Genomic DNA, 15,095 nt, shown 5'->3' with positions numbered 1-15,095 from the left:
AAGGATTGATATGACTGCCACACAATTTCTCAACGATCTCAATGCACGCTATTTGGTCATCCATCGCACCAAAGAGGACTGGTTTTGGGATACCTACATGGGGCTAAGCGACGATCACCCCGCGGCGGCCAAAGCGCAGACGCAATGGAGCCAATTTCTCAGCAGCGCTGACAACCTCAAGCAAGTAAAACAGCAACTTGAGCTCGCGCAAAACATCGAAAATGCTGATGAACGATCCACCACCACCCATGGTCTGACGGGTTGGCTAGCGGTATTTGAATCACATGCGATTGAAGAGCCTCAAACCGCACAACAACAAGCCGATTTAATCCAATTCGAAGCTGAGTTGTTTAAAGCAAAACAAGCGCACGTGATGCATTACATCAATGACAATGGCGAGCAAGTCGAAGGATCTCTACCGGTGCTTGCCGCGGCTGTACGCACCAGTAATAACGAAGCAGTACGTCAATCCGCTCATTCAGCTTTTATTGAGTTAGAACAATGGCTACTGCAAAACGGCTTTATTGATTTGGTTAAGCGTCGTAACCAATTTGCACGCGCACAAGGTTTTGCCAACTACTTCGATTATTCGGTGCGAAAAACGGAACATATGAGCAGTGATGAACTGTTTGTCATTTTGGATGATTTTGAACAGCGCACCCGCCAAAGCAACCTTGATGCCCTACAGGCACTAAGCGAACAAAAAGGCCGCCAAGCGCTGCTGGGGCATAACTTCGTCTACGCCTATTCCGGTGATGCGATGCGCGATCTCGATCCTTATGTGCCTTTCTCTCAATCGCTTCGCCGTTGGGTCGACTCGTTCGGTCGTTTGAATATTGATTACTCGGGCGCTGAACTAACGCTAGATTTACTCGACCGTAAAGGAAAGTATCAAAACGGTTTTTGCCATGGCCCTGTGCCCTCATTTTACGACCAAGGCGAATGGATTGCGGCGAAAGTTAACTTCACCAGCAATGCAAAACCAGACCAAGTTGGCAGCGGCTACAGCGGGATTAATACCTTATTCCATGAAGGAGGTCATGCAGCACACTTTGCTAATATGAAGCAAAACGCGCCTTGTTTCTCAATTGAATTCGCCCCAACCTCAATGGCGTACGCCGAAACACAATCAATGTTCTGCGATAGCTTGTTAAACGATGCAGATTGGCTAAAACGTTACGCCTTTAACCATCAAGGGGAAGTCGTACCCGACTCTGTAATTGAAGCCATGACCAAAAGCCGCCAGCCTTTTAAAGCGTATGAAGAACGCTCTATTTTGGTTGTGCCCTATTTTGAACGTGCGTTATATCAGTTAAGTGACGATGAATTAACCGCCGAGAACATTACAACACTTGCCCGCGAAACAGAGCAGCGCATTCTAGGTTTAGCATGCAGTCCTCGACCACTGTTGGCGATCCCTCATTTGTTGTCGGATGAATCCGCCTGCTCTTATCAAGGCTATTTGCTGGCACACATGGCGGTCTACCAAACTCGCGCATACTTGCTAGCAGAGTACGGTTATCTCACTGACAATCCGGCTATTGGGCCATTACTCAATCAACATTACTGGCGTCCAGGCAACAGCCTTACGCACAATGAGACCATTGAAAGCCTAACCGGCGAAGGGTTCAACGCTAAGTATCTGGCGGATGTTTGTAACTTATCCGCGGAAGAAGCTTGGCAGGTTCAGCAACAAAAAATGGCACACGCCAGTCCCCGACCTCAAGGCGTTCCAGCGGATCTCAATGCGAAAATTACCGTGATTGATGGCGCGCAAACCTTAGCCAGCAATCAACAGTCGAGTGAAATGATGTGTCAACAATTTGAGCAATACATCAAACATCATTACGGCTGCTAAGATGAGAGTAAAACCGCTTTAATGCAACACTCATGATTAAGACCGCCTTAGGGCGGTTTTTGTTTATAACGTCAGTTTTATGCAAGATTCAGCAAGGCATTACCGTAAGATAATACCCATAGATGAAATAAAGCCGCCACTAATCTGCGTTTATACAACCCATAGCAACAATGATTTAACCACTTAAATATCAATACCTTAACCAAAACTCATTACAATTAACGCCCGCATTCATCAACAATATATTGAGAAATTTTACCCATTTAGCGCATTCACTGCTTGTCGATTTTGAAACTCAGGCTTATGATGAGCGCGAATCATAGTGTGAGTTATTGTATGCGTGAGCAGTGGATTAAACGGTGTCGGATGTTGAGCGTTATGCTTAGCTTGCTGCTCGCCTGTTTTTCAGCTAGCGCAGCATTAGCCGCTGGTGACGCCAATGCGCCAATCACCAAACCGCTATTGACCCAACCGATTCAAGTTATCATTCACCACGATAGCGCCGAGCATCACGCTACCTCAAGCCCAGTTCACAAACTGCATATTGAGCATCGTGCGCCAGCTAAATCACTCTCTCCTAGTCTTGCTTCTATTTTACGCAATGGCTCATTTATCCCAGAGCGCCTGCACGAAGCAGAACCTAGCTATGAGCTTGTATTCGAATTTAGTGATACTCATGCACAAACATTGCGCTGGAGCGTTTATTTCGCGCTCGACCAATGGCATGACTGGACACTGCACCCACCTGCAACGTCACATCGTATTGCTGGCTGGAAAGAATCCAACCTCCTCTATCGGTTTATAAGCCAAGCCGACGCTTAACTTTTTCTCTCTTGCCCTTTTTTGGGTTCAATTTGTCACACCTCTTGTTTCGCGCGCACTGTTTTAGCGCCGTGGTTATGTTCGGTAAATTTCGAGCAAACTGCACAAAAAACGCTATAAGCGACTGCGATCGATGACGATTCATCTCTCATCATACTAGGTGCGACACTTTTTCACTCCTATCGGCCTTGCCGAAGAGAAAAATGTTATGCATAAAAAGAAAACTTCCCGAACTGTGCTGAACCACTACTCAGCATGGAAATACGTTGTGCTAATCACAACGGTCATCATCATGTTGTTCAGCGCCTTACCCTCTTGGTTTGGTGAAAACGCCGCCGTGATCATGAATCACAAAGCAGCACCAATTTCTGTTGTGACAGCGCAGCAACAACTGGATGCTCACAATATTGCAGTGAAGCGTATCAGCCAACAAGACAACGAAACCACGGTTGTACTTGAACACGCGAACGACCAAAACAAAGCCAAAAACATCTTGGCTGACTTTGCGCCAAAAGAAGATATCGTCACACTGGCCATGGTACCAGCCGCACCCACTTGGTTACTCGACATGGGCTTCAAGCCGATTAAACTTGGCCTAGATCTACGCGGTGGCGTGCAATTCTTACTTGATGTGGATATGAAAGAAGTCTTCCGCTCTCATGCTGAGCAAGCGCAAGATTCTATTAAAGATTACGCTCGTGAAGAACGCATTCGTGGTGTTCGCGTCGAAGCCGATCGCGATGCCGATATCAGCATAAAAGCACCGAATGAAGAGTCGGTTGCCACCCTGCGTAAATACATCAACCAACAATTCCCTCAATGGGTGGTGAAAGGTGAAGGTGATAACGGTTTGACGATGGCACTAGCGGATTCTGAAAAACAGACGCTAACCAGTCTAACCGTGCAACAGAACTTGCAAACCATGCGTAGCCGTATCGAAGAGCTTGGTATCACTGAAGCGGCAGTACAACGCCAAGGTGAACATCGTATTCGTATCGAACTACCGGGTGTACAAGATCCAGCGGCAGCGAAAAACGTTATCGGGGCGACTGCTAGTCTTGCGTTCTATGAAGTGAAGCCAGAGCGTATGGCTGGCACTGAAATGATCATGGATAAAGATGGTCGCCCAGTACATGTGACTCGTAAACCAGTCCTAACCGGTGAACACATCGTCGACGCACGTGCAGGAATGGGCGAGATGGGTATGCCGGAAGTTAACATCAGCCTCGATTCAGCGGGCGGTAAAATGATGTCTGACTTCTCAGGTAAGCACATCGGTAAACCAATGGCGACGGGTTACAGTGAATACAGCCGTGATGCCAATGGCAACGTTGAGCAATCAAACACCATTATCAGCGTTGCAACCATCCAATCTCAGCTGGGTAACCGTTTTAGAATTACCGGTGTTGGCCAGCTCAATGATGCACAAGATCTCGCGCTATTACTGCGTGCAGGTTCGCTAACCGCGCCAGTCACCATCGTTGAAGAACGCACTATCGGCCCATCTTTAGGCGCTGAAAACATCCAAAATGGTTTTGCCGCTCTTGCGCTTGGTATGGGGCTCACTCTGTTATTTATGGCAGTTTGGTACCGTAAACTGGGTTGGGTGGCAAACGGTGCTTTGCTGATCAACATGGTGATGCTACTTGGCCTCATTGCCCTCTTACCTGGTGCGGTATTAACACTACCGGGTATCGCAGGTTTGGTATTAACCATTGGTATGGCGGTAGATACCAACGTACTTATTTTTGAACGAATTAAAGAAAAACTTCGTGAAGGTCGCAGCCTTGCTCAATCCATTGATCTTGGTTTTAGCAGCGCGTTTGCCACCATCCTTGACTCCAACATCACGACGCTGATTTCAGCCGCTACGCTCTACATGATTGGTAATGGCCCAATTCAAGGCTTTGCCTTAACGCTTGGCTTAGGTTTGTTAACCAGCATGTTCACCGGCATTTTCGCGTCTCGCGCGATGATCAATTTAATTTGGGGTAAAGATTCACGTCGCGGAGTGAGAATTTAATTATGATTACCAATAAAACACTAACCAAATGGCGTCACGCTGGCAGCTTGATTTCTTGCCTGCTGATCATCGTATCGATTTTTTCTTTGGCAACTAAAGGCCTGAATTTCGGTCTCGATTTTACTGGCGGTATGATCAGCGAAGTGCGTTTAGATAACACCTTAACCGCAGCGCAAATCCAAACCAATCTTGAAGCTGCGTTACACCAGCCAGTATCGGTTGTTTCAACGGGTGATGATGGCCAGTGGATGCTGCGTTACGCCGCCACAGAAGATATTCAACAACAACCTGAAATTAGACAATTGTTGGCAAGCTTCTCAGACAATGTGGAAATGATTAACGTCAGCTTAGTTGGCCCACAAGTGGGACAAGAGCTGGCAGAACAAGGCGGCCTAGCGGTAATGATTACCTTGATGGTGATCCTCGCCTATCTAAGCTTCCGCTTTGAATGGCGCTTAGCATCGGGGGCTCTACTTGCGCTGATGCACGATGTGTTTATTCTGCTCGGTTTCTTCTCACTGACTGGAATGGAATTCAACCTTACGGTACTAGCGGCGCTGTTAGCAGTGTTGGGTTACTCACTCAATGACTCAATCATCATCTCTGACCGTATTCGTGAACTACTAAGAGCGAATGTGAAATTACCAATCGCAGAGTTAAACAACCAAGCGATCTTAAATACACTGTCACGTACCTTAATTACATCTGGTACCACGCTGATTTCGGTTGCGTCACTGTGGTTATTGGGCGGAGAGCCACTATTCGGCTTCTCTATCACCATGTTCATCGGCATTGTGGCGGGCACATGGTCAACCATGACCATCGCAACCATCATTCCTGAACTGACTCATCTAGGCCCTCAGCATTACGCGCCAGAGCCTATCTCTGAAGCGCCATAACCCCTAGGGTAAAGCGTGATAACTTAGATAGTCGTTAATCGGTATAATATAAAGTGCAATAATCAAATCAGACCCTCTGGGTCTGATTTTTTTTACTTGATGAACATCGCTGCCATGACTTTCTTCATCCACTTCCGGTGCTGAATAATCCAGCGAGCACGCGGTAACCAACTTGGCGTCGTCAAGACTGTCTTCGCTTTCGACAAACTGCGAAACCCTTCCACACCGTGATAATGCCCCATACCGGAAGCCCCTATCCCACCAAACGGCGCATCATGTGCTGAAACGTGCAATAAGGTATCATTGATACACAGACCACCGCTGTGTGTCTGGTGGCTAACCTGTTCAATTAACGTTTTATCGTTACTCATTAAATAGAGAGCTAATGGCCGCGGGCGATTTTCGATATATTCGATTGCTTGGTCAACATGGTGATAACCGATAATCGGTAAAATAGGGCCAAAAATCTCTTCCTCGGTCACCAACATATCATCACTGAGAGTGGTGATCAGATGTGGCAGCATCTCACGCTCACCGAGAGGCACATCTTCGATAGTGTAAACCTTGCCGCCTTTTAGTTTGGCATCTTCGATATAACGGATTAAACGCTCAAACTGCGCTTGATTGATGATGCGTGTCATCGCCAACTGATGATTCTGATTAAGGTATGCTTGGCGATATTGGCGAAAGTAACTTTCTATAAAGGCTTGTTGCTGATCTTCTGGCAGCAAAACATAATCTGGGGCAACACAGATCTGTCCAGCATTGAGTGATTTACCCATTAATATGGCCGACACCGCTTTATCAATATCAGCATCCGGTGCAATAATAACCGGTGATTTTCCACCCAATTCGAGTATGACTGGGGTTAGGTTTTTCGCCGCTTGCTCTGCCACCATACGGCCAACTTGAGTTGAGCCAGTAAAGAGTAAATGGTCAAAAGGCAATTGAGAAAAATACTCCGCGATCTCAACCTCTCCTTCCACCGCGCAAACATAGCCATCAAGGTGGGCGAGAATCTTACTCAATATTTGATTGGTATTCGGGGTATGCTCACTGAGTTTCACCATCACTCGATTTCCCGCAGCTAATGCAGTAACGACTGGCGCAATACTAAGGAAAATGGGGAAATTCCAAGGAACGATAACCCCCACAACACCTAGGGGTTGATAGATAACTTTAATCCGAGAAGGGGCTAATAATAAGCCCGAGCGACGTTTTGATGGTTTAGCCCACTTACGCAAATTTTTACAGGTGTAATGGATATGTTCAATCGCCGGAAGTAAATCGCAAATCGTACTATCAAATTCGCTACGGTAACCATAATCTTCATCCAGCGCACTAATCAGATCGGCTTGGTGCTCAATTAATGCCTGCTTAAGCTGCATTAAGATCTGCAAACGATGCGACAGCTCTGGGTATGACTGTGCTTGAAAATTCCCGCTTAACTCTTCAAATAACACCTGTAATTCTTCCTGAGATTTTACATGCGCTTTTTGCCAACGATTTAGATCGACGATCTTCTCCATAACCTTAATACACTCTTACGATTCATCGACTTAAGAATAGCCAGTTTTAACTCAGAAATCACGGGTGTTCGATAGCCTCCTTGTAACCCACTTCTCTGGGTAGTAAACACCCCCATACCGAATAACATCAGCAGTAACATTATCTAAAAATGTGCTAAATAGTGATTCCCCACTACAAATTATAGTGATATGTTCTCGCCATCAGCATAAGACACTAAAGACTGTGCTGTTACTACTATATTTACTTGTTAATGGAAAGTAACATGGATAATGAAATCCGATTACGTGCTCTCGAGCAAACAGACCTTCGCTTTATTCACCAGCTAAACAACAACCGTTCGATCATGTCATATTGGTTTGAAGAACCGTATGAATCGTACTACGAACTGGAAGACCTCTACCGTAAACACATTCACGACAGTAATGAACGCCGTTTTATCGCGGAAAACTCTGAGAATCAAGCCATTGGCCTTGTCGAGTTAGTTGAAATTAACTCCATTCACCGCAACGCTGAATTCCAAATCATTATTGCACCAAACTATCAAGGTTGCGGCTACGCTCGCGGTTTGATCAATAAAGCGTTGAATTACGCTTTTACCATTTTAAACCTGCACAAAGTGTATTTGCATGTGGCCGTCAACAACGAGAAGGCGATTCATCTGTATGAAAAAAGCGGCTTTGTTGAGGAAGGGCATTTAGTCAAAGAGATCTTCGTTAACGGCGAATACTGCGATATCAAGCGCATGTATATTCTTCAAGATAACTACCTAGCGAATCGCAATAAGCAATAGCACATTACTGATATCACAGATATATACGGCAATTGATGCAAAGGGCTTCTCACAGAGAAGCCCTTTTCTATTTAAGCCTGAGGGAAATTATCCAAGATATGTATGCTGTAAAACCACAAAATACAATCAGCACCACATAAATTATTGAATAGAGGAGTTAAAGTACGGCCTTCTATTTTCATGGTTCACTCCTCTTCAGTGAGCAAGTATTTCTCTTATATAAAAAATAAGGCTATTTGTTGTATCGTTATGGCTAAAAATAAACGCAAAAATTCGGCTAAAAAAGAAAAAAAACACTCCAACGTACCACCTAAAAAACAAAATCGACTCTGGCAAAACCCAATCCTAATCGCCTTGGCCATTATCATTATTGCCCCGTTTACCTCTCTGATACTGGTCGGTAAAGACAGCATGATTAACGCAAAGCTTGAACATATCTGCTCGGCACTCGCGGCAAAAACCTACCCTAACGGCAAAATCGACTACATCGACCATCAAACGCAGATCTTCGATGATTTTGAGTATGCGCTAGCTCTGGAAAACCCAAACAGAGAAGAGATGGATGGAATCAGCTATAGAGGACAATATAATTCACTCGACATCGCTTACAGCTATGGTGAACGCTTTCAAACCCGAGACGTGAAGATCAAGATTCAAGAACTGATCGATGGCACAAAACTCTCTTCGACTGTGTCATGTCATTTTAAGAGTGAACTTGGATACCTTGAAGAAAGGTTGAGATTTGATCGATTTACTTATAAATCTGTCGAATATCCGAGCGGCAACGCATGGTTTGTCTATGATGGCAGCGTCGATTACATTGAGGTTGGCGATCATGGTTACTATGTCTCAATGGATTCGAGCGTACTAAGCCGATGGGTGTTTCTCTACAAACAAGTAAAAGCGCTGTTTGTTTAATGGCCCCCACCAAACAGGATATGTAACACTTTAAAGTAGCATGGCCAAATCAATCGCTTCTTGGCATGCTGCTTACCTCGTTTGTATACAAAGTCACTGAATATTATCGTCAGGCGCGATCAAATACGCCTGAGCCTTTTTCCAGAATCAAGAGGAAGTCATGAATAATTCCAACCGCCAAGCTCATACTCTGACATTAGCAGACGTTGAATTTGACCAAAGCTCGGGAATGATTACCGAATACACGGCAAGCTACACCGAGATTATTATTCCTGAAACATTCAATCATATTCCCGTCGTCGCCATTGATGAAGAAGCGTTTAGCCGCTGTGACTTAACCCATGTCACTATCGCCGATTCAATCACTTATATCGGTGAATATGCGTTTCTCAATAATGAACTGACCAGTGTAACGTTGCCTAACGCTCTAAGCACTATTGAAGATGGTGTGTTCATGGGGAATGAGCTTGGTCAGGTCACTATTCCAAATTCCGTCACCTCGATTGGAGAGAGAGCTTTCTCTAATAATCAATTGACTGATGTGACGATTCCAAATTCGGTGATTCGCATCAATAAAGGCGCTTTTGCCGACAACCAACTCAGCGCGATTTCACTACCTGACTCGATACTAACGATTGGTCACAATGCATTTGATGGTGATCTACTGGAATCAACCCCTTTTTCTGCATCTGCTTTAGAGCAGGAGCATACCCTCACGTCAATCGACGTCGATTTTAATCCAGAGACAGGCCGAATCCTCCAATACTATTCCAGTTACACCAACATCATTATTCCAGACAATTTTGATGGTATGCGCGTAACCGAGATTGAGTATTGCGCCTTTCGCCACTGCCACTTAACACGAGTAGTGCTACCTCACTCATTAACCTTGATTGGCAACGGCGCCTTTGAACATAATGCGCTAAGTGAAATAGAGATTCCTCATCAAGTAGAATCCATCGAACGTGACGCCTTTGCCAATAATCAAATCACTCATGTCGATATTCCCAACTCCGTGAAAGAGATCGGCTATCGCGCCTTCGCTGAAAATGGCTTAACCAGCGTGATCTTACCTGAAGGCATTGTCACCATTGGTAATAGTGCCTTTATTGAAAATTCGCTGGCACATGTCACCATCCCTGACTCCGTCACCTCGATTGAGTATCGGGCTTTTGCTGAAAACGCCTTAACCAGTGTGACTCTGTCAAATAATTTAGTCACGATTGGAGAAATGGCGTTCGAAGAAAACCAGTTGATGAAAATAACAATTCCAGACTCCGTCACTCAAATTGGCGAATATGCCTTCAATGATAATGAACTTGAAAAAGTGACGCTATCTCAGTCACTCGAGAGCATTGGCGAACATGCTTTTGATGGTAACAACCTAGACGAATTGGTCGTGCCAAACTCTGTCACCAGCATTGGTCGTTTTGCCTTCTTCGATAATGAACTCACCAAGGTGACACTCTCTGACTCATTACGAGAAATCCACGACTACGCTTTTTCCGTCAATCAGATCGCCAGTATCACTTTGCCTGATTCTCTCACCTTTATTGGCGAGCGGGCCTTAGCCGAAAACGCCTTAACTCATGTATCCATTCCACCATCAGTGCAAGTTATCGCTAAAGATGCCTTTGACTTCAACCCATTAACCAGTATCGCAATACACAGCCCGACGGTTTCGATTGCCCCTAACACTTTTCCAGAACACTTACTCGATGCGACGCCATTTTCTCAGCATCAACTTACCTCGCCTCATACGTTAACCCTGAAAGACGTTAATTTTGAGGAAGAAACGGGCACTATTTTGGAGTACTTTGCCCGTTATACCGAGATTGTAATTCCGAATCAGTTTAATGATGTCGCGGTTGAGGCTATCGGCTCCGATGCCTTTCGCAGAAGCAAGTTAACTAAGGTGACCTTGCCTGATTCGCTCAAATTAATCGGCCATGCAGCCTTTACCGACAATAAGCTGCTTGAATTAGAGATCCCAGCCTCTGTGACAAGGATTGAAGAGTATGCGTTTTGGAATAATGAAGCCATCAAAGTGATCGCTTGTAACCGTGATACTCAGGTGGACTACGCGGCTTTTGCGTCAGAATCAAGCGACGAAGAAGATGACTACTATGGCTATCCTGAGGATGTCGTCTACCGTTGATGCAGCACTGACACGATAACCCAATCCGCTTATGAGTACGCGATAGATAAAGAGTGAGTTAAGATAAGTTCGCTGAGATAAAAACAAAAACGCAGAGCTCTGATTGAGACTCTGCGTTTTTACTTGTGTTCGATTTATGAGGATAGAAGGCAAACCAAAGCGATCGGTCTAATTATTCGATCTCTTTCATCGCAGACACAACCGAAGGCTCATTGATCAGGTTAAATAGTAGACTTTTCGCAGATGAACGCTGTGCATCAGAAAGAACCTTATTCGGGTTCTCTCTCGATTGAGTAAGAATATTTTTCACAAAACGGCTATTAGTACCCGACAGTTCATAAACAAAGCGCAGCGTATCAAGCAGCTCGCTCTGTGGGAAACTGTACACCGCCATTTCACAACTCAGTTTATCCATCGCCAATAAGTTGTTTACTACCGCTTTACGTTCAGAATTGAACTTCTCTTTAGCTTCATGAGCATCAATCAGCGCTTGCACCCTGTCGGCAATCGCGACAGGGACTTCCATTGTTTTTGTTTTATGAGTCATTACTGATTCTCCTGCTCTAACTGATTCTATTATAAGCTTAAGTTTACGCGCTCGCGTATGCCTCGGCATCAACTTTAACTTTTATATGCGGCAATGAATGGAGAATTAACCGCACCATATTGCTACAGCTTGCCTCATTTCAAGCCTAATGCCCACCTTTGTCAAAACGATTGGACAAAATTACAGCGGTTGAATACAGAAACAGGAGTCTCAATACCTCTATTGATGTCAATCGCTTACGCGACATCACTAGTCGATTTAATCACAAGCTTATTTTTATTATCTCGGCTGCTGCGGATCAGCTCATCACCTTGAATCATGTTTTCAGACTTAGCCAAACGATCATAAAGCAGTACATTCACCGAAGCGGCAAGATTCATACAGCCAATCGTTGGTACGTAAACGACGTGATCCGCTCTATCAGCAACCTGTTGAGGAATCGAGCCATCTTCAGGCCCAAACACATAAATCGCTTTGTCTGGATGCTGAAAATACGGCAGTGGTGTTGCCCCTTCTGCCAATTCAACACAGACAATCTTTACATCTTCCGCTAAACCATCAAGCACGCAATCAGCACCCGTCAATGGAATACTCTGAATCATACTCTTGGTATCAGTCGCAAACTTCACTGCACGATCGTAGCGTTCACCCGTATAGGTCACCGCATTCGCTTGATAACAGCCAGCCGCTCTCATTACTGCGCCGACGTTTTCAGGGCTTTTCGGGTTGATTAATCCAATGATGGTGTGAGTGTTATTCATGTTATGCGTCTCTGATCTTGCATTATCAGGCACCGTAGCCTGCGAAGGGCGGCATTCTAGCAAATGCAGGCCTAGATTCAAAAAAACATCGTTAATAGACGCGCAGCAACCCTGAGTGCAAGGAGAAGGGTTAGCGAAGAAAACAGCAGAGGTGACGAGATTAATCAGCGATCATGGCTGAATGATGTGAGCCTCTGAAGAGAGGTGGGTGATCAGGTTATTGGCAATGCTCATGATACTTGAGCACTGCCAATGTCAACTTAGGCTAGCGTTTATCCGCCAGCTTAGATCAGATAGAGCCGCGTTAGATTAGCGACGCTCACGCTTGATCATTTCAAATTCAAACTCATCAGGGTAAAGCACTAAGCCTTCGCCTTCCGCGTCAGGGAATACCACAAGAGAAAGATCATCTTGTTCTAGACCACGAGTCCAGCGGCTTTTCCATTTCGCTAAAGAGATTGGCTCTGCCGTAAAGCCTTCCCACTCATCGGTTGCCCATTGCAACGCGTGCTCTTCTGATGGCCATACTGGCACACACTCTTCATCATCCGTGTTCAGCAGCACACTGCCGTGCTCATCAATCAATAGCCAGATTTTTTTGCTTTCAACAATCGCTTTAAAAAACGCATCGAAACGTGCCATTGGGTCACGTGGTACAGTTACAGCAGATGAATCACTCATAGGTAGCCTTTTAATCATAGATACCTCGCCAGTATATCCTGCTTTTCTATTCGGATGTACTGGCTAATATAGAATTAAACGCGCGCACTGAAATAGAATCGCCAAAACAAATACAATACTTCTCACGCAGCCACGAACCAATAGCATTCTGTGGCTGATTGAAGCACGACAATACTAGGTTGATGGCACCAACGAATTTGGCTCTTCGCACTCCGATTCTTGTTCCACCTCCGGCTCAACCCTTTTGGCGTCCTCATTAGATTGATTGGTGTGAATCGCTTGGCTACGTCCATTATCTTTGGCTTGATAGAGCGCAGTATCGGCGGCTTTGACCAAATCTTGGGTTGAAGCATTCAAGTCTGGGTAGGTGGTCACCCCAATAGAGACACCTAGTTGGCCTAACGATAGGCCTTTCATATCAAGATGCAACTCTCGCACCGCTTGAACAATCGCATTGGCCAGCAACATCGATTGTTCAATATTACAATTCGGGCTAAGCACCGCAAGTTCCTCCCCGCCTAATCGGCAGGCAACGTGCTCTTCACCAATGGTACGCTTGAGCAGATTCGACACTTCTTTAAGTACATAGTCGCCCGCGTCATGACCGAAATTGTCATTGAAGCGCTTAAAATGATCCAAATCGAGCATCAGTAAGGAAAGCGGCGCTTGAGTTTGACCTGACTTCACCCACTCACTCTCTATCGCTTCTTCAAAGAAACGGCGATTGTATAGGCCCGTCAGTGGATCACTTAATGCTTGTGAACGTAACTTCTCTTGTAAACTTAAGTTGGCTAATGCAAGGCCAAGATGTTCGGCAATAGTGAAAGCAAGTTGCTTGGTTTCCTCATTAATCGGCTCAACTTGCGAATCGAAATATAAATGGAACATCCCCACGGTATTGCCATGTGCCGTTAACGGCACACACAAGGTGAGGCCACTCGTTTCACAGTGATCCATATGAGTACAAGGCAAGTTGTGATGCTCATCTTGAGACAGATGATGCTTACCTTTGCGCAGCGCCCAGCAATCTGAAGGCGCGTACACTTTATTAGCCGGCCACTCGCCCCCCCAATCAAGCTTCACTTCAAGTTGGTTACGTGACTCACGCATAATCGACACGCAGCCATTTATGTTGCCTAAGATGCGCGGAATGATGTCAGCAACGACACTCTGCGCTTCACTGATGGTATTACAAGCAGCCAGCATATTCGCCAACCGATGCAACAATTCGATTTCTTGGGTGCTTTTTCGAATCCGCTCTTCTTGCTTATCTCTTTCCTTATTCACCACATAGAAGATTTTGCGGTTGCTGTACCACAACGACGAGATCAGCACGATAAGCGAACAACCCAGCAGCGCAAATACAATCAGTTCCAGATCGATCGCCATGGCATAAAGCGTTGTCATCGGCATCGCTAGCCGCAACACATAGGTTGTGTCGTGGCCATGTTCGTCATCCATCATCTCAAGTTTCTTCGCTACATACAGCAGTTCTTGGTTGAGTGTCGGGCTATAGCGTTTAGCGATACCCGGGTCACCCGAAAGCGCGGAAATGATTTCACCACGATTGCTGTGGTCATCAAGTAATGAGACTTCATGCTCAGTCAGTTGGGAATCACCCAAGACTTTTCCAGAGCTGTGGACGATGGTAAAGCGACGGCCAAAATTCGCTTGCGGGATCTCGCTGAGGAATTGGTCAATCTCTGCCGCTTCCATGTCATACAAGTCCAATTGTGAGCGTTGCATTTCAAACGAGACATCTTCGATAAGACCAAACATATAGCCACTGACAATTTTAGTCAGCCACTCATCCAAGGTGCGATTGTAAAGATAGCCGCCAACCACCATCGAAATGGCAAGGGCGATAATGGGGAAATATTGGAACTGACTAAATGACTTCTTCATTGTTTCTCCATAAACAACGTGGGAATCGTGAAATATTTAGGCGAATGTCAGTCAATAAAAACCGTAAATTGAATAGGTTAGCCGACACAGCTCATCCATAAGTTTAGTCTTGAAATCGAATAGAATGGCTCTGGATAGCAACCAATATTTATTTATGTGCACTGGGTTCAATTCCGCACTAGCAACGCATTAAGAACAGCAAA

At 45.3% G+C, this 15,095-nt stretch carries 12 protein-coding genes; 7 read left to right on the top strand and 5 right to left on the bottom strand.

Annotation, left to right across the window (positions count from 1 at the left end; all coding sequences use genetic code 11):
- The first annotated feature begins 10 nt into the window (after nt 1–10).
- The 4 genes from RH88_RS21120 to secF all read left to right on the top strand — a co-directional run bounded on the left by RH88_RS21120 (nt 11) and on the right by secF (nt 5,602).
- Complete coding sequence (locus RH88_RS21120; RefSeq protein WP_005599888.1) at nt 11–1,858, top strand: M3 family metallopeptidase; 1,848 nt, start codon at nt 11–13, stop codon at nt 1,856–1,858.
- Between the two features lie 336 nt (nt 1,859–2,194).
- Nucleotides 2,195–2,680 carry a hypothetical protein gene (locus RH88_RS21115; protein WP_241212213.1) on the top strand — a complete coding sequence of 162 codons (486 nt, stop codon included), beginning with the start codon at nt 2,195–2,197 and terminating at the stop codon, nt 2,678–2,680.
- A 208-nt stretch (nt 2,681–2,888) separates the two neighbouring features.
- A complete protein-coding gene (secD, locus tag RH88_RS21110) occupies nt 2,889–4,703 on the top strand; it encodes a protein translocase subunit SecD (protein WP_005599885.1) in 1,815 nt (604 codons plus the stop codon).
- Between the two features lie 2 nt (nt 4,704–4,705).
- The gene (gene secF / locus RH88_RS21105) at nt 4,706–5,602 is read left to right on the top strand and encodes a protein translocase subunit SecF (RefSeq protein ID WP_005599884.1); all 897 of its coding nucleotides are present in this window, start codon (nt 4,706–4,708) and stop codon (nt 5,600–5,602) included.
- A 92-nt stretch (nt 5,603–5,694) separates the two neighbouring features.
- On the opposite strand, the gene RH88_RS21100 is transcribed toward secF, so the two are convergent.
- Nucleotides 5,695–7,131, bottom strand: coding sequence for a coniferyl aldehyde dehydrogenase (locus tag RH88_RS21100; protein ID WP_005599883.1), 1,437 nt, complete (start codon nt 7,129–7,131; stop codon nt 5,695–5,697).
- A gap of 263 nt (nt 7,132–7,394) precedes the next feature.
- Between RH88_RS21100 and speG the strand changes: the two genes are divergently transcribed.
- The 3 genes from speG to RH88_RS21085 all read left to right on the top strand — a co-directional run bounded on the left by speG (nt 7,395) and on the right by RH88_RS21085 (nt 10,998).
- Nucleotides 7,395–7,922: a spermidine N1-acetyltransferase gene (gene speG, locus RH88_RS21095; protein WP_005599882.1), complete on the top strand. Its 528-nt coding sequence runs from the start codon at nt 7,395–7,397 to the stop codon at nt 7,920–7,922.
- A 249-nt stretch (nt 7,923–8,171) separates the two neighbouring features.
- Nucleotides 8,172–8,840 (top strand): hypothetical protein, encoded by a 669-nt coding sequence (locus RH88_RS21090; protein ID WP_005599881.1) that lies wholly within the window; start codon nt 8,172–8,174, stop codon nt 8,838–8,840.
- A 160-nt stretch (nt 8,841–9,000) separates the two neighbouring features.
- A complete protein-coding gene (locus tag RH88_RS21085) occupies nt 9,001–10,998 on the top strand; it encodes a leucine-rich repeat domain-containing protein (protein ID WP_005599880.1) in 1,998 nt (665 codons plus the stop codon).
- A gap of 172 nt (nt 10,999–11,170) precedes the next feature.
- On the opposite strand, the gene RH88_RS21080 is transcribed toward RH88_RS21085, so the two are convergent.
- The 4 genes from RH88_RS21080 to RH88_RS21065 all read right to left on the bottom strand — a co-directional run bounded on the left by RH88_RS21080 (nt 11,171) and on the right by RH88_RS21065 (nt 14,892).
- Nucleotides 11,171–11,545 (bottom strand): hypothetical protein, encoded by a 375-nt coding sequence (locus RH88_RS21080; protein ID WP_005599879.1) that lies wholly within the window; start codon nt 11,543–11,545, stop codon nt 11,171–11,173.
- Between the two features lie 236 nt (nt 11,546–11,781).
- Complete coding sequence (locus tag RH88_RS21075; protein WP_005599877.1) at nt 11,782–12,306, bottom strand: RNA methyltransferase; 525 nt, start codon at nt 12,304–12,306, stop codon at nt 11,782–11,784.
- Nucleotides 12,307–12,615: 309 nt separating this feature from the next.
- Complete coding sequence (locus tag RH88_RS21070) at nt 12,616–12,987, bottom strand: DUF2750 domain-containing protein (RefSeq protein WP_005599875.1); 372 nt, start codon at nt 12,985–12,987, stop codon at nt 12,616–12,618.
- Between the two features lie 174 nt (nt 12,988–13,161).
- On the bottom strand, nt 13,162–14,892 hold the full coding sequence (locus RH88_RS21065; RefSeq protein WP_005599873.1) for a sensor domain-containing diguanylate cyclase: 1,731 nt from the start codon (nt 14,890–14,892) through the stop codon (nt 13,162–13,164).
- Between the last annotated feature and the right edge of the window lie 203 nt (nt 14,893–15,095).

The organism is Vibrio scophthalmi LMG 19158 (assembly GCF_000222585.1).
GTDB classification, from domain to species: Bacteria; Pseudomonadota; Gammaproteobacteria; order Enterobacterales; family Vibrionaceae; genus Vibrio; species Vibrio scophthalmi.
This window is presented reverse-complemented; position numbering and strand designations above follow the sequence as displayed.

Coding starts and splice junctions, on each gene's coding strand:
- RH88_RS21120 (WP_005599888.1), top strand. CDS start 11: ATGACTGCCACACAATTTCTCAACGATCTCAATGCACGCTATTTGGTC.
- RH88_RS21115 (WP_241212213.1), top strand. CDS start 2,195: ATGCGTGAGCAGTGGATTAAACGGTGTCGGATGTTGAGCGTTATGCTT.
- secD (WP_005599885.1), top strand. CDS start 2,889: ATGCATAAAAAGAAAACTTCCCGAACTGTGCTGAACCACTACTCAGCA.
- secF (WP_005599884.1), top strand. CDS start 4,706: ATGATTACCAATAAAACACTAACCAAATGGCGTCACGCTGGCAGCTTG.
- RH88_RS21100 (WP_005599883.1), bottom strand. CDS start 7,131: ATGGAGAAGATCGTCGATCTAAATCGTTGGCAAAAAGCGCATGTAAAA.
- speG (WP_005599882.1), top strand. CDS start 7,395: ATGGATAATGAAATCCGATTACGTGCTCTCGAGCAAACAGACCTTCGC.
- RH88_RS21090 (WP_005599881.1), top strand. CDS start 8,172: ATGGCTAAAAATAAACGCAAAAATTCGGCTAAAAAAGAAAAAAAACAC.
- RH88_RS21085 (WP_005599880.1), top strand. CDS start 9,001: ATGAATAATTCCAACCGCCAAGCTCATACTCTGACATTAGCAGACGTT.
- RH88_RS21080 (WP_005599879.1), bottom strand. CDS start 11,545: ATGACTCATAAAACAAAAACAATGGAAGTCCCTGTCGCGATTGCCGAC.
- RH88_RS21075 (WP_005599877.1), bottom strand. CDS start 12,306: ATGAATAACACTCACACCATCATTGGATTAATCAACCCGAAAAGCCCT.
- RH88_RS21070 (WP_005599875.1), bottom strand. CDS start 12,987: ATGAGTGATTCATCTGCTGTAACTGTACCACGTGACCCAATGGCACGT.
- RH88_RS21065 (WP_005599873.1), bottom strand. CDS start 14,892: ATGAAGAAGTCATTTAGTCAGTTCCAATATTTCCCCATTATCGCCCTT.